Here is a 25,178-nt window from a genome sequence, read left to right as displayed (position 1 = left end):
CGGGCGCGGGCCGCCCGCCCGCCCCCCGCCGCGCCGGCCCGCCGCCCCCCCGACTCTACGTCAGCCCGGCAGACGGCCGGTGCGCCCGACTGGGCCGCGGTCCGTGCACGGCCGGTGCAGACGGCTGCGCCGCGGTCCGTGTACGGCCGGTGCCCCGGGCGGCGCCGGGGCCGGTGTCGGGCGGGGCCCCCGGGCGGCGCCGCGACCCGTCCCCCTCGACGGATCGCGGCGCAGCGGCTCAGGGGGTGTCAGGCGGTACCGGTCACACGGCCTCCCAGAGGGCGGGGACGATCGGCGGCTCCCAGCCGACCTGGGCGGTGTGGCCCTGGATGCAGCGGTAGCTGACGCCGTTGTAGGTCACCACGTCGCCCGCCTGGTAGGTGGTGCCGGGGGTCCAGGCGTTGCCGGGGTTGGGGTTGCCGCTGCTGACGACCAGGGTGAAGCTGCTGGTGTGGGTGGCGGTGCCGGTCCCGGTGACGGTGATGCTGTAGGTGCCGGCCGCGGTGTTCGCCGCGGTGGCGACGGTCATCGTGGCGGAGGCGCCGGACTGGACGGAGGACGGGCTGAAGGAGACCGTCACCCCGGCGGGGGCCCCGGCGGCGGTCAGGTTGACCGTCTGGGCGCTGCCCGAGGTGGTGGCGGTGGCGACGGTCGCCGTGGTGGAGGCGCCGGGCTTGACCGTGGCGGTGGCCGGGTTCAGCGACAGGGAGAAGTCGTTGGCGGGGGTGGTGCCGCCGACGGAGGTCTTCCAGATCGTCGAGGAGACGCCGTTGGCGTTGCGCTTGAGCACGGTGGCGTCGACGTTGGAGGTGGTGTCGCAGGACTGGTGGTAGCAGGAGTCGTAGGACTGCCCGGCCGTGCCGCCCCACTTGGTGGCCTGGGCGGAGGTCTTGACGGCGCTGGCGCCGGCCGCGTAGCCGGAGGTCGGGATGCCGGCCTGCTGGAAGGAGCTGTCGTCCGAGCGGCCCACGCCCTCGACGTTCTCCTCGGGCTGGAGGTTGAGCGAGTCCCAGTAGGCCTTCAGCGGCGCGGAGGCCGCGGAGGTGAGGTTGTTGATGAAGTAGCCGGCGTTGGGCGAGCCGACCATGTCGAAGTTGTAGTAGGCCTTGATCGCCGAGCGCTGGGTGGAGCCGAGCTGGCCGACGTAGTACTGGGAGCCCTGGAGGCCCTGCTCCTCGCCGGTCCACCAGGCGAACCGGACGTGCCGGGTGAGGCTCGGGTTCTGCTGGGCGAGCGCGAGGGCGTTCTCCAGCAGGACGGCGGAGCCGGAGCCGTTGTCGTTGATGCCGGGGCCGGCCGCGACGCTGTCCAGGTGTGCGCCGAACATGGTGACCTGGTCGGACGGGCCGCCGGGCCAGTCGGCTATCAGGTTGTTGGACTGGTAGGTGCAGGAGGTGCAGGTCTGCTCGCTGACCTGGTAGCCGGCGGCCTGCAGCTTGCCCTTGATGTAGGCGATGGACTGGGTGTGTCCGGCGCTGCCGGCCCGGCGGTTGCCGCCGTTCTGGTTGGCGATGGTGTTCAGCTGGGCCAGGTCGGCCTGGATCTTGGCCACGTCGATGTCCGGCGCGGGCCCGCCGGGCGTTCCGCCGCCGCCGACGGTCAGGGTGTACTGGGCGGTGTGGGTGGCCGTGCCGGCGGTGCCGGTGACGGTGATCACGTAGCTGCCCGCGGGGGCGCCGGAGGAGGCGGCCAGGGTCAGGGTCGCGGACGAACCCGCCTGGACGGAGGACGGGCTGACGGTCGCGGTGACCCCGGTCGGGGCGCCGGTGGCGGTCAGCTTGACGGTCTGCGCGGTGCCCGAGGTGACGGCGGTGGAGATCGTCGCGGTGGTCGACGCGCCGGGCTGGACGGAGCCGGCGGACGGGGCGACGGCGAGCGAGAAGTCGTTGTTGCCGGACGGCGTGCAGGTCGGGTCGCCGCTCTGCGCGGGCACGCTGACCGCGTCCCAGGCCGCCTTGGTGCGGTTGTAGAAGGTGCAGGTCGGGTCGAGGTTCTTGGCCGCGGTCAGGGTGGTGGTGCGGTACCGCTTGTAGGTCATGCCGCTGGTCTTGAGCAGCATGCCGCCGTACCAGACCTGGCCGGCCTGCTTGACGCCGATGCCGGTGACCGAGGAGTTGTTGCAGGTCGGGCTGGTGGGCTTGCCGCCGCCCGGGTTGGAGCCGTTGGACAGCAGGTAGAACCAGTGGTTGAGCGGGCCGGCGGCGGCGTGCACCTCGGTGCTCGGGATCGAGGAGGAGTAGCAGTCGGGGTCGTTGTTGACCAGTGAGGGCTGGTAGAGGTTGCGGATCGGGCCCTGGCCGACCAGGTTGATCTGGCGGCCGACCTGGTAGTCGGGGTAGTCGTAGGGCGCGGGCTCGTTGTTGTACTCCTTGGTGAGCGCACCGAAGATGTCGCCGGTGCCCTCGCCGAGGCCGTTCTCGTTGTTGGCCCCGCCCGGGGTGTACTGGTCGATGCCGTGGCCGAACTCGTGGCCGACGACGTCCTGGGCGCCGATCCACTCGCCGGCCTGGTTGTGGCCGATCGAGACCGAGCTGCCGTCCCAGTACGCGTTGACGTCGTTCAGGCCCATCTTGATCGGCCAGCTGCCGCCGTTGCCGTCGTGCCCGTTGCGGCCGAGCCAGTCGCGGAGCATGTCCCATTCCTTCTGGGCCGCCCACATGGCGTCGCCGCAGCCGGTCTCCCGGCTGGACGGGTTGCCGTTGCCCCAGGAGTCGGAGGACTTGGTGAAGACCTGGCCGGTGTCGTTGTCGGAACAGGACAGGCCGGGCCGGTTCGGGTCGCGCAAGGAGTACGAGCCACCGGAGTTGGTGGTGCTGATGGTGAGCGGGCCGGGGCCGTTCCACTTGCTGTTGACGGTGCCGGCCTCGACGTCGTCGTAGCTGTCGACGACCTCGCCGGTGGCGGCGTCGACGAAGACGTGCAGGTGGCTGGGGGCGTGCTCGGTGCGGCCGGTGAGGACCGTCTCCCAGGCGAGCCGGCCCGCGCCGTCCTTGACCCGGACGACCAGCCGGCGGGAGTCCACCTTGTCCACGGTCGGCAGCTCGGTCCGCGCGGTCTTCTCCGCGTTCGCGGCGCTGATCTGCGGGGTGGTCGAGCCGCCGACCGGGCCGGTGGCGGCCGACTGGAGGCCGCGGACCTTACCTTGCCCGTCGGCGAGCACCACGGCGTCGCCGCCGACCACCGGCAGGCCGTGGTAACTGCGCTCGTAGGAGACGGAGTAGAGGCCGTTCAGCCACGGGGTGACGGTCTTGCGCTCGTAGGTCTCACCGGGGCCCTTGGCCAGGGCGTCGGCGCCGGCCGCGGCGGCCGTGTCGGCGGCGTTGACGGCGGCGGCCAGGGCGCTGGGCGGCGCGGGAGAGGGGGCGGGCGCGGCGCCGGCCGTCCCCGCCGTGGCGCCGACCAGGCCGGCCAGGACGGCCAGGGTGGTCGCGGTGGTGAGCAACCGGCCTGGGGAAACTCTGCGTTGCATCGAGGCTCCTCGCGTGTGGGGGTCCTCGACCGCGGACGGCAAGGCTGGTGGCGCACCGCAGGCCGCGTCCGGGGGACGGCCGCTGCGGGCCGTCCGCGCTCGGGTGCCCGAACCCTCACATGGCGTCATGCCCGGGTCAATGGCTGGTGCGGGCTCTGCATAGGGTTGGCAAATTCCGTCAAGATGCGGGTGCCGTTTCGCGTCAAGCTGGGCTTTCCTCACAGTGGTTGAGACCACCTCATGTACGGCGCGGGTGCGATCGAGTACCGTCCTCCCCGTCGGACTCGTCCCAGGGCCCCGCAGCGGGCCCGCCTCCGGGGAGGCAGCCGTGCACCGTGTGGGCCCCGCCCCCATCGCCCCGATGCCCTCCATGACACAGGACCCCTATGCCTGGCGGGAGTTCGGCGCCCTGCTGCGGCACTGGCGGCGCCGGGCCGGCCTCACCCAGGCCCAGCTCGGCGCCGGGATCGGCTACGACCACACGGCGGTCAGCAAGATCGAGCACGGGACGCGCCGGGTCGCCCCGAGGGTCGCCGAGCGGATCGACGGACTCCTGCGTGCCGGAGGGGAGTTGGTGGCGGCCTGCCTGTGCGCCGAGTCGGCCGGACTCTCCCCGCTCGGCCCCCTCCCGGCCGGGGTGCTGCGACCGCCGCTGCCGGGTGGCGGGCCCGGTGGCGCGGGCGCCGCGGGCGGTCCGGTCGCCACGGGGGCCGTCGCCCCGGCGCGGCTGCCGGACTACGGGCTGCTCTGCCCGTTGCACGACGCGGAGGGCTGCGCCGTCCCGCCGCCGGACGAACTCGCCGCCTGCTACGCCGAGTTCTGCGCCGCCGACCCGGCGCTCGCACCCCCGCTGGACGCCGTCACCGCGCACGCCCTGGCCGGGCTGCTCGCCGCCCAGCTGCGCGCCGCCGAGGCCGGGGTGCGCCCGGAGCTGGTCGCCGCCGTCGAGCGCACCCTGCACGTGGTGCTCGCCCGGCTGGCGGTGGCCCCCGCCGCCCAGCGGCGTCCGCTGGCCCGGCTCGCCGCCGAACACGCCCATGCCGCCGGGGCGTTGCGGATGCAGGGTGGTCGCAACGCCACCGCGATGGCCTGTTTCGACCGTGCGCTCAGCTGGGCCGAACTCGCCGGGGACCAGGCCACCCTGGTCGGCACGCTCAGCGACCTGAGCATCCTGGCCCGGCTGGACGGCGATCCGGTGGCCGCGCTCGGCTACGCCCGCGAGATCGACCGGCTCGCCCCGGACCGCCCCTGGGCGGGGGCGATGGGCCGGATCAGCCGGGCCCGGGCGCGGGCGCTGACCGGCGACGTGCACGGCACGGTGCGGCAGATCGCGCTCGCCCGGGCCCAGGTGGAGCACATCGACGACCGGGACGAGGCGGTCGTGCCGTGGCTGTCCATCGCCTCGATGCGGCTGCGGGTGGAGTCCGCCGCGGCCGCCGCGCTGCGCGACCTCGCCGCGGCCGTGGACGACCCCCGGCTGGCCCGGCGGGCGCTGGCCGCCACCGAGACCGCGCTCGGGCTGCTCGGTCCGGACCAACTGCCCGCAACCCGACTGCTGTTCACCGTCCGGGCGGCCGACTGCCACGCCTGCGCGCACGATCCGCGGGCGGCGGTCGAACTGCTCGGGCCCGCACTGGAGACGGCCCCGGCGGCCGCCCTGCCCGCGCTGGTCGGGCACGAGCTGCGCGGTCTGCGCGAGCGCCTCGCGCGGTACGAGCCGCAGGCCGCCCGGCGGTTGGCGGAGCTGACCGGCAGCTGAGGACGGGCCTCCCGGCGGGACGGGCTGTCGGGAGGTCCAGGCCGTCGGGTGGGACGGGCTGTCGGGAGGTCCAGGCCGTCGGGTGGGACGGGCCGTCGGAAGGTCCAGGCCGTCGGGTGGGACGGGCCGTCCGGGTAGGGGGAAGGCCCCTCGGTCTGGCGGGGCCGAGGGGCCGGTCTGCGGGCGCGGTCCGGGGCGACCGGGATCAGCGCAGGGTGAACCAGGTGCTGCGGGACTTCTTCCACTCCGGGTGGGTGAGGTCCTTCGCGGCGCTGCCGTCGCCGTACAGGTCGGCCGAGCCGTTGTCGGTGATCAGCTGGGCGCGGGCGCCGGGGGCGTCGAGGTCCGGCACGTCCGGGACGGCCTCCCAGGCGCCGGCGTCGCCGGTCGGCAGGTCGATCAGCTTGACCGGCTTGGAGGTCGGGCGGCCGTCCCAGCGGTAGAGGGCGTAGGGCGCGGAGTTGTCCTCGGCCGCCCAGGAGCCCGCCACGATCAGGTACTGGCCGAGCGCGTTGCGGCGCAGGTCGCGGACGGACAGGCCGCCGAGGTCCAGCTCGATCGGCTCGCCGATGGTCGCGTGCTTCGCCGAACCGTTGAACAGGGACGGGAAGTTGGTGACCGGGACGAGCAGGGCCCGGCCACCGGTGACCGCCGGGGTGAGCGGGGCGCGGAAGCCGATGTACGCGGTGGTGCCGCTGCCGGGGGCGAACTCCAGGCCCTCGACGTTGAACCCGTCGATCTGCTTGGGCGCCTGGCCCTCGGCGGAGCCGGCCTCGAAGCCGTAGCGGTCGCCGTGGGCGTTGTCCCAGGCGATCAGGTCGTCGCGCAGTCCCTGGTACGAACCGGCCAGCGACAGCTGGGTGTCGGCGCCGGAGCCGGTCACCTTGGTGGCGAACAGGGTGTGCCGGTCGGGCTTGACCTTGCCGTCCTTGTTGTTGCCGAGCGAGCCGGTCCAGTAGACGGTGTCGCCGACCCGGGCGGCGGCCTCGATGTCGATCTCCTTGCTGACCCCGAGCGCGCCGCTGAAGTCCCAGGTGCGGACGGGGGCGCCGGAGGCGTTGCGGTCGTAGAGCCGCAGGGTGTTGGACTCGTCGTCGCCGACCAGGATGTAGCCGCCGCCCGCGTCCACCGCGGCGGAGGCGTCGCTGGAGCCGGTCAGGTAGCGGCTGGCGGCGGAGTCCAGGACGGCGGGCGAGGCGGCGTAGTGCAGGGTGCGGGTCGCGGTCTTGCCGCCGAGGCCGGTGACCTTGACGGTCAGATCGGTGTAGCCGACGCCCTGGGCGGCGACCGCCAGGGTGCGGGTGCCGCCGCTGCCGGTCACCGTGACGTCGCCGGTCCGCGCCACGCCGCTGCGGGTGCTGGCCGAGGCGGCGACCGTCAACGCCGAGGCGGGGGCGCCGCTCTGGGCGACCGTGACGCCCACCGTCGGGTCGCCGACCGCGCCGACGGCGCCGGACAGGTAGCCGGCCGAGAGGGTGATCGTCGGGGTGCCGTAGGAGGCCGCGGCGGACGGTGCCGCCGGGAGCGCGAGGACGGGCACGGCCGCGACGGCGACGGCCAGCGGCAGCAGACGACGGGGGGAACGGGTCACGGTGACAGCCCTTCGACGCGGGGGAGTTGGGGCGGAGTCAGCCTGCTGTGCGTGGGCGAACGCCGACCCTACGTCAGCGAACGGTACGACGAACAGCAGGCTTCCGGAACCGGTCGTGCGCGGGCCGGGTGGCGGTGGGCGGGCGTCGGGCGGTGTGCGGCGGGGGGTGGCCGGTCAGCCGCCGATCCTGGCCGCGCGCAGCCGGCGCTCGACCTCCTCCCAGGTCGGGGCGATCGGGGCGGTCCGACGGCTGCCCATGCCCTTGTCCTTGAAGCCGCTGGAGGTGGAGACGCAGACCACCGGGCCCTCGTCCGGGCGCGGTGCCCGCTCGCCGAGGCTGCGCAGTCCGGCCAGACCGGCCGCCGCGGACAGTTCCGCCCACAGCCCGGAGCGGGCCAGTTCGGCCTGGGCGTCGAGGAGTTGACGGTCGTCCAGGGTCAGCGCCCGGCCGCCGCTCGCGCGCACCGCCAGCACGCCCCGGTAGCCGCTGACCGGCGAGGCGATCGAGTACGCCGCGCTCGGGCCGACCGGCACGCGCGCGGCCGGGAGGCCGTCGGCGATCGCCCGGTGCAGGGCGCCGGAGGCCGCCGACTCGCAGGCGAAGATCCGCGGCACCCGGTCGGCCAGGCCGAGCCGGTGCAGCTCGGCGAAGCCCTTCCAGACGCCGAACAGCAGCTCGCCGTACCCGGTGGGGACGAAGACCGCGCTCGGCACGCCCACGTCCTGGAAGATCTCGTACGCGACGGTCTTGTAGCCCTCCGGGCCGTACGCGTGCCCGGTGTGGGTGGGCGTCAGATTGCTGACCGGGTGCAGGCCGAGGCGCTCGACCACCTGGCGCAGCAGCGGCCAGCGCGCCTCCCACGGGACCGGCAGCACCACGGCGCCGTAGGCGTTCAGGAAGGAGTCCACGGCGGGCGGCGCGTCCGGGCCGGTGAAGACCACGCAGGGCAGCCCGGCCCGGGCGGCGTACGCGGCCGCCGAGGCGCCGTGGTTGCCGGAGGAGGCGACCGCGATGCCGGGGGCGCCGGCGCCGACGGCGGCGCTGGTGGTGCAGCGGTTCAGCCGGTCCTTGTGGCTCCAGGTGGGATTCCGGGACTCGTCCTTGACGTACACGCCCGGCTCGAGCTCCACCAGCGGGGTGGCGCCCTCGCCGAGGCCCGGTGCGAGCAGCGGGGGCAGCAGCGGCGCCCAGCGCTCCAGGCCGCCCCGGGCCCGCACGGGGGCGAACAGGGCGTCCGGGTCGACCTTGTCGTAGGCGTAGTCGACCTCGACCGGGTACGCGACCTCCGCCGTGCCGGTGCGCGGGCAGCCCGAGGTCAGCGGGGGCCGGAGGGGGTAGTCGAAGGCGGGGTCGCCGAGCGAGCGCTGACCGGTCGCGAGGGAGTCGTCGGTTGCCATGTAAGCAGCCTAGGTGGGGTTCGGGTGCTACCGGGCGGGTTTCTGAATCTTGGTCCGCGGGGCACACTCACCGGGATGTCCGAGCACGGACGACCGGACGGGAGCTGGGAGCGGGATGGACAGTGTGAGGGACGGCGTGCGGGACGGCGTGCGGGACGGCGGGTCGGAGCGGGTCACCGGGAGCGGGATCCGCGCGATGGTCGATGCGGTCGACGAGGCGCGGCGGCAGCTGCGGGAGAACGCGCTGCCGAAGGCGAAGGACCGGGGCCGGGAGCGGGTCCCGGCGGCGGAGGCGGTCGTGATGCTCGGCTCGCTCGCCGATCTGCTGGAGGTCACGGCGGAGTTGGCGGCGGCCCTGTCCGAGCGGATGGCCACGCACGAGAGCCCGGACGTCTACCACCAGGCGGGCGTGCGGCTCCGGGGCGAGGCGGGCCACCTGCGGGCGGCCGAGCAGAAGGTCGCCGAGCGGTTGGGCTGAGCCGGGTCGCGGCGCGGGCGCCGACGCCCCTCCGGGGAGGCGCCGGCGCCCGCGGCCGGGGGTCAGCGGTGGCCGGGGAACTGCACCACCTGCTGGTAGGTCGGCCGGTTCTGCCAGGTGGTCTTGGAGTCCGTCACCCCGCCCAGCGGCCGCTGGATGATCGTGTCGGCGCACCACTGGTCGCCGGCCGCGCAGTCCCCGTCGCCCGGGTAGACCTGGGCGGGGGTCTCGGCGGCGGCCCGGACCAGGGTGTCCAGCAGGACGGTCCGGCAGGCCGTGAGGTCGCCGCCGCCGCAGAACGGGCGGGCCAGCGGCCCGGCGACCGGGTCGCCGAGGACGGCCCGGAGGTCCTTGTCCAGGTAGCTCCACCAGCCGTACTGGAAGGACGAACCCTTGTGCGGGATGGCCTCGTTGGCGCTCACCGGGCCGCCGCCGACGGCCCCGGTCTGCCCGCCGGAGGGCGACTCGTTGATCTGCAGCGCGCCGGTCAGCGCGGTGAACAGCGGGTCGCCCAGCCCGGGCCGCATCACCCCGTCGGCGAGCAGCGGCCACCAGGCGTCCAGCACCCGGATCGCGGCCGCGTCCGCGTAGCCGTGGCTGCCGGCCGAGGTCTCCTTGCGCTGGGCGCCGTCGGCCAGCCAGGCCTCCAGCTGCTGGAGGGCGGTGAGCGCGGCCGGGTCGGTGACCGGGGCGCTGCGCAGCACCCGGATCAGGTCGGGCAGCACGTCCTCGGCCCGCAGGTCGGCCAGGGCCGCGCTCTCCATCGCCTGGGTGAGCGAGACCCGGCCGACCTTGCCGCCGCCCGCGATCAGCGCCTTGACCCGGTCGTCGAGCAGGTTGGCGCGGTGCACCGAGCCGTTGCCGAAGCCGGCCGCGGTGTAGCCGCTCGCCTGCTTGTTGTTCCAGGAGACGTAGTAGTCCTGGTTCACGGACTGCGGGTGCTCGGTCGGCGGGGTGTACCGCGCGGTGTTGGTGGTGGGGTCGAAGTCGGCCCACTCGTAGGCGGGTCGGGCCAGCACCGGGAGTCCGGCGTCGACCCCGGCGGCGCGCACCGGGTTGCTGCCGGAGTTGTAGTACGCGATGTCGCGGGAGTCGGCGTAGAACCAGTTGAAGGTGTAGTTGATGTCCTGCGCGGCCCGCTGGAAGCTCGGAGCGTCGTGCACCGCGCCGGGGTCGTTCAACTCCTGGAAGCCGATGATGGAATCGGCCTCGTGCCGGTAGGTGGAGCGCAGCGAGGTGAAGGCGACCGGTGCTCCGCCGACCGTGCCGCGGGCCGTCACCAGCCCGTACCGGGAGCGGTACATCACCAGCGTGTACGAGCCGGCCGGGGTGGAGTCGGCGGTGGTCGGCTGCCACGCGTCCTGGCGGGCCAGCCGGTCGAAGGGCAGGCACTGGCCGTGCCAGAGGTAGGAGTTCGCCGCGGTGGTGACCGGTGAGCCGTCGGTGGTGCAGAGCGGGACGGCGTAGGTGTCGGTGATGTTCTGCCCGGCCGAGGTGGCGCTCCAGGCGTAGTCCTGGCCGCGGCCGAGCTGCACGTAGAAGCTGAGGCCCGCGAAGGCCGCGCCGCGGGCGCTGATGCCCGGGCCCTGGAGCTCCTCCAGCATCAGCAACTGGGGGGCGAAGTAGCCGGTCTGGGGGCCGAACACGGCGACCGGGTGGCCGTCGTCGGTGTGCGCGCCGGAGACCAGCAGGGCGTTGGACATGCCGTGCTTGGCGGTGAGCAGGTTGCCGGGCAGCACGCCCTTCGCGGCGGTGGCCGCCGCTCCCGCGGAGCCGGTGGCGTCGTAGACCATCCGCTCGGGCACCACCGAGCCGGGGTCCGGCAGCGCCTGGCCCTGCGGGTCGTCCGGCACGGTCGCGTACGGGAAGGTCTGCCCGTCGTGCAGGGTCCGGACGGCCTCCGGGTCGTCGGCCTCGCGCAGCGACGCCCAGACGGCGTCCCCGGCGTCCTTCCCGTACCGCGCCTCGGCCGCCGACTTCACCTGGGCGGAGGCGAGTTGGCCCCCGCCGCCGGAGCCGAACAGCGCGCCGACCACGGAGGCCAGGGCGACCAGGTCGGTCAGCTTGAACGGCGCGATCGAGCCGGCGTTGGTGATCGGGTCGATGTGGCCGGTGAGGTCGTACTCGCCGGGGAAGGTCCGGCCGTTGTACGCCTCGGTGACGTACCGGTTGATGCCGTCCAGGTACGCGTTGGCGTCGGCGAGCGCCTGGGCGGCCCGGCCGCCGCGGGTGGCCAGGGCGTCGATCTGCTGCTGCAACTCGTCCTCGGTGTACGGCGCGGCCTGCCAGAAGCTCTGCTCCAGCTGCCGGTTGGCCGCCGCCCCGCCCGCGAAGCCGGACAGTTCGCCGCGGCCGACGTGCCGGAACAGGTCCATCACCCAGAGCCGGTCCTGTGCGGCCGCGTAGCCCGCGCCGAACTCGGTGCCGTACCGGGTGGTGCCGGTGATGTGCGGGACGCCGGTGGCCTTGTCGCGCACGATCGTCACGTCCGGGCGCGGACTGGTGGTGCTCGCCACCTGGTCGGCGGGGACGCCGAACGAGGCGTCGTTGAAGAAGCTCCGCAACCCGGCCTCGGTGAGCCCGGGATAGCCGGAGGCGAGGGCGGAGTACGGGCCGAGCTGGTCGTCGGTGTGCGCCGGGCGGCTGCCGAACACCCGGTTCAGCAGGATCTCGGCGAGGGTGGCGTTGCCGTTCTCGCCGGGCGGCAGGATGTCGGTGCACCGGCCGCCGCAGTAGTCCGGCGCGGTGGCGGCGGGGGACGCGGTCGCGGGGGCGGTCAGGGCGGCGGTGGCGAACAGGGCCGAGGCGAGGGCGACGGCCACCGCGGGGAACCGGGTGAGTCGGCGGCGGTGGGGGCGGTGGGGGTGGTTGCGTGGGGGCAAGGCGAGCTCCTCCGTCGAGGGCACGGGGAGTCGACGGTAGGGGCGCTACTGGACGGTTGGCTAGTGGCGTGCATGCCATTTCGCCGCCGCTGCACCGGGAGTTGACCTCCCGTCAAGCCGCGTGCGGCCCGGGTCGGGGCCGGTTGTCGGTGGGCTCCGCTAGGGTCGCTCACGTCGGTGGGCGATCGGCCGTCGTGGGGCGGCGGGCAGGGGGTGTGCGGTGGTGGGGGCGGTTGTGGGGGCCGGGCCGGTCCGGGTGGTGCCCGAGGGGGTGACGCACGGGCCGAGCCGGGAGTTGTTGGCGGCCGGCGAGTTGTGCTGGTCGCGCGCGTACCTGGACTTGGAGGCCTCGGGGGAGGAGCCGCTCCAGACCGCCGCGTCCTGGTACGAGCGGCAGGGGGTCGGCGGCGCCGGGGGGCTGTACGTGCTGGGGGAGGCGCGCTACGACGACTGGCAGGGGCCGGTCACGGTGCTGCTGGACGGCGCGGGCGGGGAGGTGTACCTGGCCCGGCCGGACGCGGACGGGGTGCTCCGGCGGGACTTGCTGGCCAGCAGCCCCGGGTGCCTGATCGCGTTGGCGGGGGAGATCGAGGCGCTGGCGGGAGCGGGGGAGGCGGGGGCACCGGCGGGGGAGGCGGGGCCGGAACGCGGCCCGGCGGCCGTCGCCGGGGTCGAGCGGGCGGTGCGGGAGCGGCTGCGGGCCGCCGACCCGGAGCTGTACCGGCGGACGGCGGACGCGCCGGCCCACTGGGGAACGGTGCTGACGATCCGTGCCCTCGCGTGGGGGGCGGCCGCCGGCGGCGCGGACGGGTTGCTGTACGAGGTCACCCCGGAGCTGGTGGAGGACCTCGCGACGGTGCAGGGGGAGGGCACCGTCCGCCGGTTCGCGGAGGCCGAGCTGCCCGAAGGGCTCGGGCACGGCCCGACCCGGCGGCTGCTGACCGGGGCCGGGCTGCCGGTCGCCGACCGGTGCGTCCTCTCGGTCGCCGCCGAGGGCGGCCTCCGGACCCTGGCCGAGGCGCGTCCGGCGGACCACCGGGGCGGGGGCGAGCCCTCGGGCCGGGCGTACCAGGGCGGGTTCCTGGTGGTCGGCGGGTGGATGTACGACTCCGTGGTCGCCCTCGACGGCGCGACCGGGCGGGTCGAGCTGCCCGACCCGTGGGGCGACGGCGCGCCCGCCGCCTACCTGCACCGGGACCTCTCGGCGCTGCTGTACGTGCTGTGGACCTTCGAGCGGCTGCGGGCCGCGCGGCGCGCGGCGGAGGACCTTCGGACACCGGCGCCGTGGTCGGTGTTCGAGCCGGCCGAACTCCTCGACAGCGCGGCCGAGTCGGTGCTGCGGGCGCTGGATCCGGAGGCCTTCGCCACCGAGGACCACTTCTGGCCGATCCGGGTGGACGACGGGCACCTGGGGAGCCTGTTGGAGTAGCGGCGGCCGGGGAGGCCGCGCGGTGCGGGCGCCGGCCCGGGCGGATGCCGGCCCGGGCAGCTGTTCGGGGGCCGGCCGCCGGGGTCCGGCTGCCGGCCCCCGGGGGCCCGCCCGGCTCAGTCGGGCGGGGGCGGGTTGCCGTCCTCGGTCGGTCAGGGCTTGAGGACCAGGCGGATCGGGTTGCCCTCCTTGCGCTCCAGCGCCTCGACCGCGCGGGCGGCGTCGGCCAGCGGGAAGGTGCCGCTCACCGAGCGGGCGAAGTCCAGGCGGCCGCCGCGGACCAGGTCGACCAGGTCGATGACGTCCTGGCCCTGGGAGCCGTAGTGGCCGAGGATCTGCTGGCGCAGGTAGCTCACCATGGTGCCCTTGGTGATGGTCAGCGGCTTGTCGGTGAGGCCGACGAGCACCAGGCGGCCGCGCTCGCCGAGCGAGGCGGCGGCCTGCTCACGGACCGGGGCGACACCCGCGAAGTCGAAGGCGGCGGCGAGCGGCCGACCACCGGTGGCCGCGCGCAGCCGCTCGGCGAACTGCGGGTCGGAGGGGTCGAGGGCGGCGTCGGCACCGAAGGCGAGGGCGCGCTCGCGGGCGGCCGGGAGCGGGTCGACGGCGACGATCGGGAAGGCGCCGATCGTGCGCAGCAGCTGGACGCCGTGGGCGCCCAGCCCGCCGACGCCCCAGACGCCGACGGCCTCGGCCGGGCGGACCGCGCCGGTCGCGGTGATCGCGGACCAGGGGGTGGAGACCGCGTCGGGGATGAAGCAGGCCTGCTCGAAGGGGAGCTCGTCCGGTATCGGCACCAGGGTGGCGACGGTGGCCAGCGCGTACTCGGCCCAGCCGCCGTCGTAGTCCACGCCGCGGGTGTAGACGGTGCCGTCGCGGGTCTCGCCGGCCTGGAGCAGGACCCGGTCGCCGACAGCCGCGCCGGTGACGCCCTCGCCGAGGGTGTGCACGGTGCCCGCGACCTCGTGGCCGAGGGTGACCTTGTCCTCCTTGAGGAGGAACGGCTTGAGGGTGCCGTCGATCAGGTGGACGTCGGAGAGGCAGACACCGGCGGCCTCGACCTTGATCAGCACCTGGCCCGGGCCGGGCGTCGGGACGGGCACCTCTTCGACGGCGAACGCGCCCTTGGTGACGTCGAGGCGGCCGGCGAGCATGGTGGCGGTCATCGGGACTTCCCTTCGGTCGGGGACGGCCGGGGCGGGGGAACACCCCGTCGTCCCAAACTTGCTTGTTAACCAACAAGCAATTTGAGCCTAGCATGGTGCCATGCCCACGCACGAGGAACCCGCCGGCTCCGCGCCCCAGGACGCCCAGCCCCGCCGCACCCAGGCCGAACGGCGCGCCCACGCCGAGGCCGCGCTGCTCGCGGCCGCCGCCCGGCTGATCGCGGAGCACGGCAGCACCGGGGTCACCCTGGCCCGGGTGGGCGAGGAGGCGGGCTTCAGTCGGGGCCTGGCCACCCACTACTTCGGCTCCCGGGCCGCGCTGCTCGCCCGGCTCCAGGAGGAGGCGCTCGGCGAGGCGATGGCGGCGGCCGCGCCCGCGCGCAGCGGCGCCGGGGCGGCCGAGGAGCTGTGCGGCTTCGCCCGGGGCGTGCTCGACGGTGTGCGGAACCCGACCGACCTGGGCCGGGCCTTCGTCGTGCTGGGCGCCGAGGCGCTCGCCGGAGCCTCCGAGCTGACGGTCGCGGTGGCCGAACTGGACACCCGGACGCGCGGGTGGGTGGCGGACGTGGTCGCCCAGGGCGTGGCCGACGGCGAGGTGCGGGGCGGGGTGGACGCCCGGGCCTTCGCGTTCGCCTTCGTGGGGCTGCTCAAGGGGCTGGTGGTGCAGGCGGCCGCCGGGCCGGAGGCCTTCGATGCGGCGGTGGCGACCGCGGAGGCGGAGCGCTGGATCCGGCTGGCACTCGTCGCCGGCTGACGGGCTGGCGGGCTGACGGGCTGACGGGCTGGCGGGTGTCGGTGGGTCGAGGGGTCGGCGGGCCGGCCCCTCGACCGGGCGCTCGTCAGCCCGCCCGGGACTCCCTGGGCCTCCCCGGTGTCAGGCCCGGGACCGCGGCTTCGGCGCGGCGATGCGCACGCGCCGGGTGGCGGGCGCCTTCTCGATGTCCTCCAACTGGGCCAGGACGGTGGCGCGCAGCTCGTCGTAGTCCTCGAAGCAGTGGTCGTTGAAGAGGGTGAGCCCCGTCCACATCAGGTTGGCGCAGATCCGGGCCGGCACCCGGCCGGTCTGGGCGCCCATGCCGACCAGGGCCACCGAGCGGATGCTGCCCGGCACCAGTCGGTTCTGCCGGTGGACGGCCTGGAAGGCGGCCGCGCAGGCGAGGGCGACGTTCAGCGTCTCGCTGACGTTCTGCGAGGAGGTCCGCATGGTCGGCGCCGAGATCAGGAACCTCGGGTTGACCGCCCCGGACGGCACGCAGACCGCGCTGCCCACCGGCAGGCTGCCCGCGAACTGGTCGCGTATCGCCCGCTGCACCTTCAGCTGGATGCCCGCCCCCAGGTGCCGCTTGATGGCGGCGTCCGCCCCGCCGTCCATCCGGCCGCGGGAGTTGGTCGGGCTGACCCAGGCGTCGACCTGTTCGGTGAGGATCGAGCCCTGCCGGATCTCGACCTCGGGCGTGTCGGCGAAGGCGGCCCGCCACGACTCGACCACCGCCGCGTTGAGGTCCGTCAGCACCACCCTGAGCGGGGACTGCGCGCGGTCCGTCGTCATCTGCAACTCCTGTCGTCCGTCGAGGTGTTTCCCGCTGTCGATACCGACGCTAGCGGGTGGCACCGACAGTCCGGCCGTCGCCGACCGGCCGTCCCCGACCGGGCGGGCGGACCGGGTGGACGGGCCGGGCGGGACTGTCAGTCGGGGCTGTTAGGAAGGGGTCGTCCGTCGGAGACCTGACGGACCGTCATCCGACGCCCGTACGGGCCGACCAGCCGGAGTACCGCCATGAGCGCTGCCGACACCCCCGCCGCCGCCCAGCCCGACCCGAACGACCCGCTGGCCCTGACGGAGCTCTTCCGCGGCGGCGGGGAGGAGTGGCTGCCGCTGCTGAAGCCGGTCATCGAGGCGCAGCCCGGCGCGGCCTCGTTCATCGGCCCGGGGCGCAGCCCGGAGGTCGTGCCGGTCCGCGAACTGACCTTCCAAGCGCTCAAGCCGCACGCCCCGCACCGGTGGAAGGTCGTGGTCTTCGGCCAGAACCCCTACCCGCGGCCGGAGAGCGCCACCGGCATAGCGATGTTCGACAACGCCTTCCACGACTGGAAGGACAGCCAGTTCGGCCGGGTGATCAGCATCCGCTGCATCATCAAGGCCGCGGCGATGTGGAAGTACGGCATCCCCAAGAAGACGCCGATCGCCGACATCCGCGCGCTGCTGAAGAAGGAGGAGACGGTCCAGCCGCCGGAGTGGTTCCAGGCGATGCTGACCCAGGGCGTGCTGCTGCTGAACGCGGCGCTCACCGCCAGCGCGGACGGCGCGATGGGCCCGGACCAGCACACCGGCTTCTGGCGGCCGGTGGCGGAGCGGATCGTCGAGGAGATCCTGCGGGCCAAGCAGCAGGCGGGGGAGGAGGACCGCGGCGTCGTCTTCGCCTGGTGGGGCGCGCACGCGCGCAGCCTGAAGAGCGTGGTGAAGCGGCTGGAGAAGAAGTACCCCGGGGTCGAGGTGCGCCACATCGACCACGCCAACCCGGCCGCCCAGGGCGACATCTTCTGCGACGGCGACCACTTCGCCACGGTGAACGCCGCGCTCGCCTCGCTCGGCGCGGACGAGGTCGACTGGCTCCCGAGCAAGGGCTGGAACACCGCCGGGGCCCAGGACGGCGCCGCGGACGGCGGCGTCGCCGAGCGGATGGGCGCGTTCATCGCCTCCACCATGGAGTTGCACCAGCTCTACCTGGACCGGCTCGCGGGGGTCAAGGACGAGGGCCTCGAACTCCCGGCGATCAGCGGGGTGTTCGACACGCCGCTGCTGGACTTCCGGGAGGCGGTGGCCCCGGTGGCCGCGCTGCTGCGCGGCCTGGACCGGCACGTCGCGCAGTCCGACGAGTTCGGCCGGCGGCGGGCCGGCGAGGGGGTGGCCGACGGCCTGTCCGCCGACGCGATCGCCGCGCTGTACCTCTACACCTGCGAGTCCGCGTTCTACCGGGAGATCAACGCGGTGCTGCGCTCGCCCGACCGTGCCCGGCTCGTCCCCTACCTGCCGTACCTGCGGCTGCTGTTCGCGGCGGTGGCGCAGCTGCCGGCCCGCACCGAACCGCTCTGGCGCGGGGTCTCGCTGGACCTGCGCAAGCAGTACCCGGTGGGGAAGACGGTGACCTGGTGGGGCGTGTCCTCCTGCACCTCCGAGCTGGGGGTGGCGAAGTCCTTCCTCGGCAGCCGGGGCAAGCGGACGCTGTTCGAGGTGCGGCCGCGGCGCGCCACGGGCATCCAGCGGTTCTCGGCGTTCACCGGTGAGGAGGAGTACATCCTGCTGCCCGGGACCCAGTTGGAGGTCACGGACGTCCAGGCCCAGCGCGGCGGGCTGTGCACCGTGACGCTGACCGAGATCGCGGAGGGCCCGCTGGTGTCCTGAGCCTCGAGCCGGACGCCGCCGTCCGGGGCGGACCGGTGCCCCGGACGGCGGACCGGCGCCCCGGGGCGCCGGGCGTCGCCGGACAATCCAATGCGAGTTCCCGCCGAGTTGCGCCCCGATTCCCGGGCGGGGTGGGCGGGTTGTCGAATCGCCCTTTCGGGAGGGGGCGCGACGGCGTCGACTGGCCGGTTATCGCCAACTATTGAGCGTGCTCGCTCAGCTGAGGTACAGTCATCAGCGGTTGATCGGCACACTATTCATCATCCTCGATGGCAGAACTGACCAGGCGGCACAACCGGCCTCCGCAGAGCGGCGATCCAGGGACGGATCGAATGAGTTCTGGCATCTTTTCCAGAAAGGCCGCTTCGGAGACCATGGACTTTCCGGACGACCTCGGGCCAAAAGCCGGACTTCCTGGATGGCGCCCGTGAACGGCCAGATACTCCCTGACAAATGGTTCGTTTCCCGAGAATTGCGTCCGGAGGCGCCGGTCAGGCTCGTCTGCTTCCCCTATGCGGGCGGGGCCACCGCCGTCTACACCCGCTGGCCAGCCGCGCTGGGCCCGGACGTCGAGGTCGCCGCGCTGGCCCTGCCCGGCCGGGAGCGCCGGCTCGGCGAGCCCGCGGCCGTGGAGGTCGAGCGGATCGCGGAGGCCGTCGCGGCCGCCGCCGACCGGCCGTACGCGCTCTTCGGCCATTCGATGGGCGCCCTGCTCGCGTTCGAGGTGGTCCGGCAACTGCGCCGGAGCGGCGCCGAACTGCCCGTCCACCTCTTCGTGTCGGGCTGTCCGCGCCCCGACCACCCGCGGGGCGAGGACATCTTCGACGGCCTGTCGACGCTCCCCGACGCCGCCATGCTGGACCGGCTGGTCCGCGGTGGCGGCCTGCCCGCGTTCGTCCTGGACGAGCCCGATCTGCTGGAACTCGTCCTGCCCGTCTGCCGGGCCGACTTCGGCTGGCTGGACGCCTACGACTGCGGTGACGAGCCGCCGGTGCCGGTGCCGATCACCGCCTTCGTCGGCGCCGAGGACGCCTCGGCGCGTGCCGAGGACACGGCCGGCTGGTCCGCGCACACGACCGGGCCGTTCACCCAGCACGTCGTGCCGGGCGGCCACTTCTTCCTCGACGACAACCTGGACGCCATCAGCCGGGCGATCCACGCCGGCCTCGGCAGCCCCGTGGCGTGAGGCCGCGCGCCCGGCGCGGGGGCCCGGTCCGGAGGTCCGGGCCGGGCCGGGCGACCCCGAGGCCGCCGGCGGTTCCCCGTGGCGTGCTGCCAACGGCCCGCCGCGCCCGGCCGGGCCGCACCAGGCGGGCACCCGATCCGCGACAGGTCGGAACGACGAGTCAGGAACTGTGATGGCGGATGGAACCACCGGGTCGGTCCTGCCCGGCACGGACGGGGAGCGGATCGCCCGGGCGGCGCACGGCCAGCAGTTGGTCTGGGCGACCGGCCGCCTCGCCGGGGGTCGGCTGCTCCAGCACGTCACCGACACCTTCCGGATCGGTGCCGCGGTCGACCGGGCCCAGCTGTCCGCCGCGTTCGCGGAACTGGCCGCCCGGCACACCGCGTTGCGCACCTCGGTGCGGGTGCTGGACGGCGGGCTGCGACAGTTCGTGCAGCCGCGGATCGACCTCCCGGTGGAGTTCGCCGACCTCGGCGGGGCGGACGACGGCAAGCGGGCCGAGCGGCTGGCCGAGCTGGCCGAGCGGCTGGCCGAGCTGGCCGAGCAGACCGCGGCCCTGCCCTTCGATCCGGCCCGGGCGCCGCTGTGGCGGGCCGTGGCCGTCCGACTCGACGCCGCGGGCTGGGCGGTGGTGCTGGTAGCCCACCAACTGGTCTGCGACCAAGCCTCGTTGTTCCTGCTCAACGCCGAACTCGCGGAACTCTGCGCCGCGCTGGAACAGGGCCGGGCGCCGGTGCTGCCGGAGCAGCCGCTGGACTTCGCCGGCCACGCGGACCGTCAGCACGACCGTTCCGGAGCCGAACTCCGCTTATCCGGATCAGGGGTGTCCGGGGCAGGGTTACCCGGGGCGGGACGGCCCGGGCACGGCCTCCCGCTGGACCGGCCGCGCCCCGCCGTGCCGGCCTTCGTCGGCGCCGAGGTCCGCTCCGAACTCCCGCCCGGCCTGACGGCCGCGCTGCGCGCGGGCAGCGACCGGCTCGCCGCCGCCCCCTTCCTGCTGCTGGCCGGCTACGCCGCGCTGCTGCACGGGCGTTCCGGCCGGACGGCCCACGCGATCGGCGTCCCCGTCTCGGGGCGGCACCGGCCGGAGACCCGGTCGCTGGTCGGGGCGCTGGCCGGTACGGCGGTGCTGCACCTGGACACCGCCGGGGACCCGGTCTTCGCCGAACTGGTCGAGCGGGCCCGCGCCGCCGCCCGGGCGGCCTGGGACCACCCGGACCGGCCGTTCCCCCGCGACGCCGATCGCCCCGACGATCGCCCCGACGACCGCCCCGGCCCCCACCACCCCGGCCTCACCCTGACGGAGGGCCGCGAGCTGGGTGCCCCGTGCGCCTTCGCCGAACAGGACCTGCTGCTCGACGTGGCCGATCGGGCCGCCCGGCTGGTCTACGACACCGCGCTGTTCACCCCCGCCACCGCCCGCGGTCTGCTCGACGACTTCCTCGCCCTGCTCGCCGCCGGCCTCGCCGACCCGGCCACGCCGCTCTCCCGGCTGCCCGCGGCCGCCGCGAACCGCCGGAACGCGGACCACCGGGCCGCGGACCATCCGGCAGCGGACCACCGGCCCCCGGGCGACCCGACCGCGACCACGAATCCCCCCACCGGCCCCCGCGGACCCGCCGACCCGCAAGCCCCGTGCGAGGGCCGGGCCGCCCCATCGGTTCTTCTGAGGAGCACTCCATGACGGTGACCGGCCGGATCGACGGCGTTCCGAGCGAGGTGTGGCACGAGGAGGTGCTGGCACCGCAGTTCGCGTACGAGGCGGAACACCTGCTGCGGCACTACGTGGCGATCGAGCGGGTGCTGCTGCTGGAGTACCGGCGGATGGGGCTGGTGGACGAGGCCGGGATGACCGTGATCGCGGAGCGGCTGGACGGGGTCGACCCGGGCTCCGTCCGGGCGAACCCGCGGGAGAACATGTCGGACATCTCCTTCGCGCTGGAGCGGCACGTCGCGGCGGGCCCGGTCGCGCCGTTCGCCGCCTGGCACGCCGACCGCAGCCGCAACGACCTCCAGGTGTGCGCCCAACTGCTCTCCGCGCGCGAGCAGGTGCGCGCCCTGGCGGCGGACCTGCTGGACTTCGACGCGGCGGTGCGGGAGCTGGCCGCCGGCGCGGTCGAGGTGCCGATGCCCGGCTACACCCACGCCCAGGCCGCGCAGGTGATCAGCCCCGGCTTCTACCTGGCCGCGCTGTCCAGCGAGACCCTGACCGCGGTGCGCCGGCTGCTCGCCGCGTACGACGAGATCGACGCCTCGCCGCTGGGCGCCGGCAGCATGGCCGGGCAGGAACTCGACTGGGACCGCTCCCGGATGGCCGAGCTGCTCGGGTTCGCCCGGCCGCAGCCGCACGCCCTGGTGGCCGTGGCCTCGCGCGGCTGGGCGCTGGCGATCGCCGCCGAGGCCGCCAACTTCGCGGTGGCGCTGAGCCGTTTCACCACCGACCTGATGGCCTGGGGCGGCAGCGCCCACGGCTTCCTGGACCTCCCGGACGAGCTGTCCGGGATCTCCGCCGCGATGCCGCAGAAGAAGAACTTCCCCGTCCTGGAGCGGATCCGCGGCCGCTGCGCGCTGGTGGCGGGCAGCGCGGCCGAACTCGCGGCGGCCCAGCGCAACACCCCGTACACCAACACCGTCGAGGTGTCCAAGGAGGCCGGCGCGCACCTGCGGGTGCAGACCGAGGCGCTGCGCTCGACGCTGCGGCTGGCGCACGCCGTGGTCACCGGACTGGTCTTCCGCACCGACCGGATGCGGGCGGCCTGCGAGGGGGAGTTCCTGGGCGGCTTCACCCTCGCCAACCGGCTGACCCTGGACGAGGGCGTGCCCTGGCGGACGGCGCAGGTGATCGCGGGCCGCTACATCAAGGCCGCCCTGGACAAGGGGCTGGCCCCGGCCGACGGGGACGCCGGGCTGCTGGCGGCGGTCGCCGAGGAGGCCGGGCACCGCCTGGCCGGGCCGGCCGATCTGCTGGCCGCCTCGCTGAGCGTGGAGGCCGGGCTGCGGGCCAAGACCTCGGTCGGCTCGACCCACCCCGACCGGGTCCGCGCCGTGCTCGCCGACCTGCGCGCCGAGCACCGGCGCTCGGCCGGGCAGTGGGCCGAGCGTGCGGACGCCGTGCGGGCGGCGGACGAGCGGGTCGCGGCGCTGCTGGCCCCGGGCCGGGAGCGGCCGTGAGCACGCCCCCGCCGCTGCCCTCGTTCGCGGTGTCCGGCTCCGGCGTCGACCTGCGGACCGGTACGGCCCGGGCGTTCGGCACCTTCGGCGAACTGCTCCAGGGCGCGCTGCCCGGCGGACCGGAGTTCCTGGTGACGCTGCCGGTCGACCGCTGGGCCCGGGCCCGCTTCCGGCTCGACCCGGACGGCCCGCTGCGGGTGTTCCCCTCCCACAAGACCAAGACCCGGCGGGTGGCCGAGGCGATGCTGGCCTCCCGCGGCCGGGCCGGCGGGGTACTGCTGCTGGACGGCGACCTGCCGGAGGGCAAGGGCATGGCCAGCTCCTCGGCCGACCTGGTGGCCACCGCGCGGGCGGTCGGCGCGGCGGTGGGGCTGGACACCTCGCCGGCCGCGGTGGAGGGCTGGCTGCGCCCGATCGAGCCGACCGACGGGGTGATGCACCCGGGGGTGGTCGCCTTCGACCACCGGGAGGTGCGGCTGCGCGAGCGCCTGGGCGGCCTCCCGGCGGCGACCGTGGTCGGGGTGGACGAGGGCGGTCTGCTGGACACGGTGGCGTTCAACCGGGTGCCGAAGGCGTTCTCCCCGGGGCAGCGCGCGGAGTACGCGGAGCTGCTGGCCGAACTCGCCGCGGCGGTGCGGGCGGGGGACCTCGCCCGGGTGGGGGCGGTGACGACCCGCAGCGCGGTGCTGAACCAGCGCCTGGCGCCCAAGCGCAACCTCGACGCGATGCTGGCGGTCGCCGAGCGGATCGGCGCCGAGGGGGTGGTGTGCGCGCACAGCGGCACCCTGCTGGGCGTCCTGCTGGACGGCGACGACCCCGACCACGGGCCCCGCCTGGCCGCCGCCCTGGCGGCCTGTTCGACCCTGCCCGGCACCACCACCACGGTCCGGGCCCTCAACCTTCAGGACATGGAGCTTGCTCATGCGGCATGAGTCGATCGTCGAGGCCATCGGGCACACACCACTGGTCAGGCTGCGGGTGCCGGCACCGGAGGGCGTCGAGGTGTACGCCAAGCTGGAGTTGGCGAACGCCTTCGCGATGAAGGACCGGGTGGCCCGGCAGGTGGTCACCGAGGCACGCCGCTCGGGGGCGCTGAAGCCCGGGGCGCCGATCGTGGAGAGCTCCTCGGGGACGATGGCGCTGGGGCTGGCGCTGGTGGGCACCCACCTGGGCCACCCGGTGCACATCGTCACCGATCCGCGGATCGACCCGATCACCCTGGCCAAGCTGCGCACCCTGGGCTGCGAGGTGCACGTGGTGTCGGCGATGGGCGAGCAGGGCTGGCAGTCGGCCCGGCTGGACCTGCTGGCCGAGCTGATGACCGGTCTGCCGGGCGCCTTCTGGCCGCAGCAGTACTCCAACCCGCAGAACCCGGCGGCCTACCGCGGCCTGGCCGAGGAACTGGTCGAGGACCTGGGGACGGTGGACGTGGTGGTGGGCTCGGTGGGCAGCGGGGGGTCGCTGTGCGGGACGTCCCGGGCCCTGCTGGAACGTTTCCCCGCGCTGAAGGTGGTCGGGGTGGACGCGGTCGGCAGCGTGCTGTTCGGCCAGCCCGACGTCCCGACCCGGCGGCAGTCCGGGCTCGGCAACAGCCTCTACCCGGACAACATCGACTACCGGCTGCTCGACGAGGTGCACTGGCTCTCCGACGACGAGGCCTTCGCCGCGACCCGGGCGCTCGCCCGGGAGCAGAAGGTCTTCGCCGGGAACACCTCCGGCTCGGTCTACCGGGTGCTGACCCACCTGGCGGCGCACGCCGCGCCCGGCACCCGGCTGGTCGGCATCATGCCGGACCGCGGGGACCGGTACGTGGACACCGTGTACGCGGCCGACGGCACGGACCGGGACGCCGGGGTCGCCACCGAGCCCGCCCCCGTCCGCTACGGCGAGCTGGTGCACAGCTGGTCGTACGCCGCGATCCCGCGCCGGGAGCGCCCGCTGCTGCTGTTCGTGGAGTCCAACACCACCGGCACCGGCATGCTCGCGCTGACCACGGCGGTGCGGCTCGGCCTGGAGCCGGTGCTGTTCGTGGTGGACCCGGCCCGCTACCAGGGGCTGGCGGAGACCGGCTGCCGGGTGGTGGTCTGCGACACCGACGACCCGCAGGCGCTGCGCAAGGCCGCCGAGGTGGCGGCCGGCGACCGCGAGGTGGCGGGCGTGACCACGACCAGCGAGTACTACCTGGTCCAGGCGGCCGCGCTGGCCGAGGCGCTCGGGGTGGCGGCCAACCCGGCGGCCGCGCTGGCGGCCTGCCGGGACAAGTCGGCGACCCGGCGCACCCTGCGGGAGCACGGGGTGCGCCAGCCGCGCTTCGCCGAGGTCCGGGACCCGGCGGAGGTCGCGGCGGCGGTCGCCGGGGTGGGCCTGCCCTGTGTGGTCAAGCCGGTGGACGAGTCCGGCTCGCACGAGGTGCTGTGGTGCGCGGACGTCGCCACCGCCGTCGAGCAGGTCCGCAAGCTGCTGGCGGTCACCCGCAACGTGCGCGGCCAGGCCAGCGCCTCCACGGTGCTGGTGGAGGAGTTCCTGACCGGTCCGGAGTTCAGCGCCGAGATGTTCCGGGCGGACGGCGAGACGGTCTGCGTGGGCATCACCCAGCGCACCGTCAGCGAGCTGCCGTACTTCGTCGAGACCGGCCACCTCTTCCCGGCCGTCCTGCCCGCGGAGACGGCGGCGGCGATGGCCGACACCGCCCGGCGCAGCCTGGCGGCGGTCGGCCTGGAGCGCGGCCCGGCCCACGTGGAGCTGCGGCTGACCGCCGAGGGGCCGGCCGTGATCGAGATCAACGCCCGGCTGGCGGGCGGCATGATCCCGGAGCTGATCCGGCCCGCGACCGGCATCGACCTGCTGGACCGGCAGATCCGGGCAGCCGCCGGGCTGCCGGTGGACCTGACCCCGGAGCGGTCCCGCTCGGCCGGGATCCGGTTCCTGGTCGCCGCCGAGGAGGGCCGGCTGGCCGCGGTCGACGGGGTCGAGCGGGCGGCCGCGGTCCCCGGGGTGGAGCGGGTGACGGTGACGGCGGTGCCCGGTCGCCCGGTGCGCCCGGTGCGGGAGGCGTACGACCGGCTGGGCCACGTGATCGCGGTGGGGGAGGGCCCCGAGCAGGTGGGCGCCGCCCTGGACGCCGCGATGGGGGAGCTGACGGTCGTGGTCGAGTAGGCGACCCGGAGTGCGGGAGCGCGTGCGGGCCCGGCCCCCCCCCCGCCCCCCCCCCCCCGCGGGGGGTGGGGGGGGCCGCCCCACGCCACA

16 protein-coding genes are annotated in these 25,178 nt (G+C 75.1%); 10 read left to right on the top strand and 6 right to left on the bottom strand.

Annotation, left to right across the window (positions count from 1 at the left end):
- Nucleotides 1–262: 262 nt before the first annotated feature.
- Nucleotides 263–3,469 carry a M28 family peptidase gene (locus AB0O91_RS29020; RefSeq protein ID WP_363439036.1) on the bottom strand — a complete coding sequence of 1,069 codons (3,207 nt, stop codon included), beginning with the start codon at nt 3,467–3,469 and terminating at the stop codon, nt 263–265.
- Nucleotides 3,470–3,830: 361 nt separating this feature from the next.
- Between AB0O91_RS29020 and AB0O91_RS29015 the strand changes: the two genes are divergently transcribed.
- Nucleotides 3,831–5,228, top strand: a complete 1,398-nt coding sequence (locus tag AB0O91_RS29015) for a helix-turn-helix transcriptional regulator (protein WP_363439033.1) — start codon at nt 3,831–3,833, stop codon at nt 5,226–5,228.
- 205 nt (nt 5,229–5,433) lie between these two features.
- Here AB0O91_RS29015 and AB0O91_RS29010 read toward each other — a convergent pair whose 3' ends face one another.
- A complete protein-coding gene (locus AB0O91_RS29010; RefSeq protein ID WP_363439048.1) occupies nt 5,434–6,789 on the bottom strand; it encodes a hypothetical protein in 1,356 nt (451 codons plus the stop codon).
- Nucleotides 6,790–6,993: 204 nt separating this feature from the next.
- Nucleotides 6,994–8,217 carry a pyridoxal-phosphate dependent enzyme gene (locus tag AB0O91_RS29005; protein ID WP_363439030.1) on the bottom strand — a complete coding sequence of 408 codons (1,224 nt, stop codon included), beginning with the start codon at nt 8,215–8,217 and terminating at the stop codon, nt 6,994–6,996.
- Nucleotides 8,218–8,332: 115 nt separating this feature from the next.
- Here AB0O91_RS29005 and AB0O91_RS29000 point away from each other — a divergent pair, with 115 nt between their 5' ends.
- Nucleotides 8,333–8,695 (top strand): hypothetical protein, encoded by a 363-nt coding sequence (locus AB0O91_RS29000; protein WP_363439027.1) that lies wholly within the window; start codon nt 8,333–8,335, stop codon nt 8,693–8,695.
- A 62-nt stretch (nt 8,696–8,757) separates the two neighbouring features.
- On the opposite strand, the gene AB0O91_RS28995 is transcribed toward AB0O91_RS29000, so the two are convergent.
- Nucleotides 8,758–11,493 (bottom strand): penicillin acylase family protein, encoded by a 2,736-nt coding sequence (locus AB0O91_RS28995; RefSeq protein WP_363439045.1) that lies wholly within the window; start codon nt 11,491–11,493, stop codon nt 8,758–8,760.
- 307 nt (nt 11,494–11,800) lie between these two features.
- On the opposite strand from AB0O91_RS28995, the gene AB0O91_RS28990 reads away from it, so the two are divergent.
- Nucleotides 11,801–13,006 (top strand): SUKH-4 family immunity protein, encoded by a 1,206-nt coding sequence (locus AB0O91_RS28990; RefSeq protein WP_363439024.1) that lies wholly within the window; start codon nt 11,801–11,803, stop codon nt 13,004–13,006.
- Nucleotides 13,007–13,158: 152 nt separating this feature from the next.
- Here the strand turns inward: AB0O91_RS28990 and AB0O91_RS28985 are convergent, their stop codons facing one another.
- The gene (locus AB0O91_RS28985) at nt 13,159–14,172 is read right to left on the bottom strand and encodes a zinc-binding dehydrogenase (protein WP_363439021.1); all 1,014 of its coding nucleotides are present in this window, start codon (nt 14,170–14,172) and stop codon (nt 13,159–13,161) included.
- A 100-nt stretch (nt 14,173–14,272) separates the two neighbouring features.
- On the opposite strand from AB0O91_RS28985, the gene AB0O91_RS28980 reads away from it, so the two are divergent.
- Nucleotides 14,273–14,926: a TetR family transcriptional regulator gene (locus AB0O91_RS28980; RefSeq protein ID WP_363439019.1), complete on the top strand. Its 654-nt coding sequence runs from the start codon at nt 14,273–14,275 to the stop codon at nt 14,924–14,926.
- A gap of 120 nt (nt 14,927–15,046) precedes the next feature.
- Here AB0O91_RS28980 and AB0O91_RS28975 read toward each other — a convergent pair whose 3' ends face one another.
- Complete coding sequence (locus AB0O91_RS28975) at nt 15,047–15,721, bottom strand: macro domain-containing protein (protein ID WP_363439016.1); 675 nt, start codon at nt 15,719–15,721, stop codon at nt 15,047–15,049.
- A 228-nt stretch (nt 15,722–15,949) separates the two neighbouring features.
- Between AB0O91_RS28975 and AB0O91_RS28970 the strand changes: the two genes are divergently transcribed.
- The 6 genes from AB0O91_RS28970 to AB0O91_RS28945 all read left to right on the top strand — a co-directional run bounded on the left by AB0O91_RS28970 (nt 15,950) and on the right by AB0O91_RS28945 (nt 25,088).
- Nucleotides 15,950–17,575: an ADP-ribosyltransferase domain-containing protein gene (locus AB0O91_RS28970; RefSeq protein WP_363439014.1), complete on the top strand. Its 1,626-nt coding sequence runs from the start codon at nt 15,950–15,952 to the stop codon at nt 17,573–17,575.
- A 472-nt stretch (nt 17,576–18,047) separates the two neighbouring features.
- Nucleotides 18,048–18,761: an alpha/beta fold hydrolase gene (locus AB0O91_RS28965; RefSeq protein ID WP_363439012.1), complete on the top strand. Its 714-nt coding sequence runs from the start codon at nt 18,048–18,050 to the stop codon at nt 18,759–18,761.
- A gap of 172 nt (nt 18,762–18,933) precedes the next feature.
- The gene (locus AB0O91_RS28960) at nt 18,934–20,445 is read left to right on the top strand and encodes a condensation domain-containing protein (protein ID WP_363439010.1); all 1,512 of its coding nucleotides are present in this window, start codon (nt 18,934–18,936) and stop codon (nt 20,443–20,445) included.
- The gene (locus AB0O91_RS28955) at nt 20,442–21,932 is read left to right on the top strand and encodes a lyase family protein (protein ID WP_363439008.1); all 1,491 of its coding nucleotides are present in this window, start codon (nt 20,442–20,444) and stop codon (nt 21,930–21,932) included. Before AB0O91_RS28960 ends, AB0O91_RS28955 begins: the two co-directional genes overlap by 4 nt.
- Nucleotides 21,929–22,864, top strand: a complete 936-nt coding sequence (locus AB0O91_RS28950) for a kinase (RefSeq protein ID WP_363439005.1) — start codon at nt 21,929–21,931, stop codon at nt 22,862–22,864. Before AB0O91_RS28955 ends, AB0O91_RS28950 begins: the two co-directional genes overlap by 4 nt.
- The gene (locus AB0O91_RS28945) at nt 22,854–25,088 is read left to right on the top strand and encodes a pyridoxal-phosphate dependent enzyme (protein WP_363439002.1); all 2,235 of its coding nucleotides are present in this window, start codon (nt 22,854–22,856) and stop codon (nt 25,086–25,088) included. The genes AB0O91_RS28950 and AB0O91_RS28945 overlap by 11 nt, the downstream gene beginning before the upstream one ends.
- Nucleotides 25,089–25,178 lie beyond the last annotated feature (90 nt).

Origin of the sequence: Kitasatospora sp. NPDC089797 (genome assembly GCF_040684795.1) — a bacterium.
In the GTDB taxonomy this organism is placed as follows: domain Bacteria; phylum Actinomycetota; class Actinomycetes; order Streptomycetales; family Streptomycetaceae; genus Kitasatospora.
Note: the sequence above shows the minus strand (reverse complement) of the source record. Positions and strands in the feature narration are given on the sequence as shown.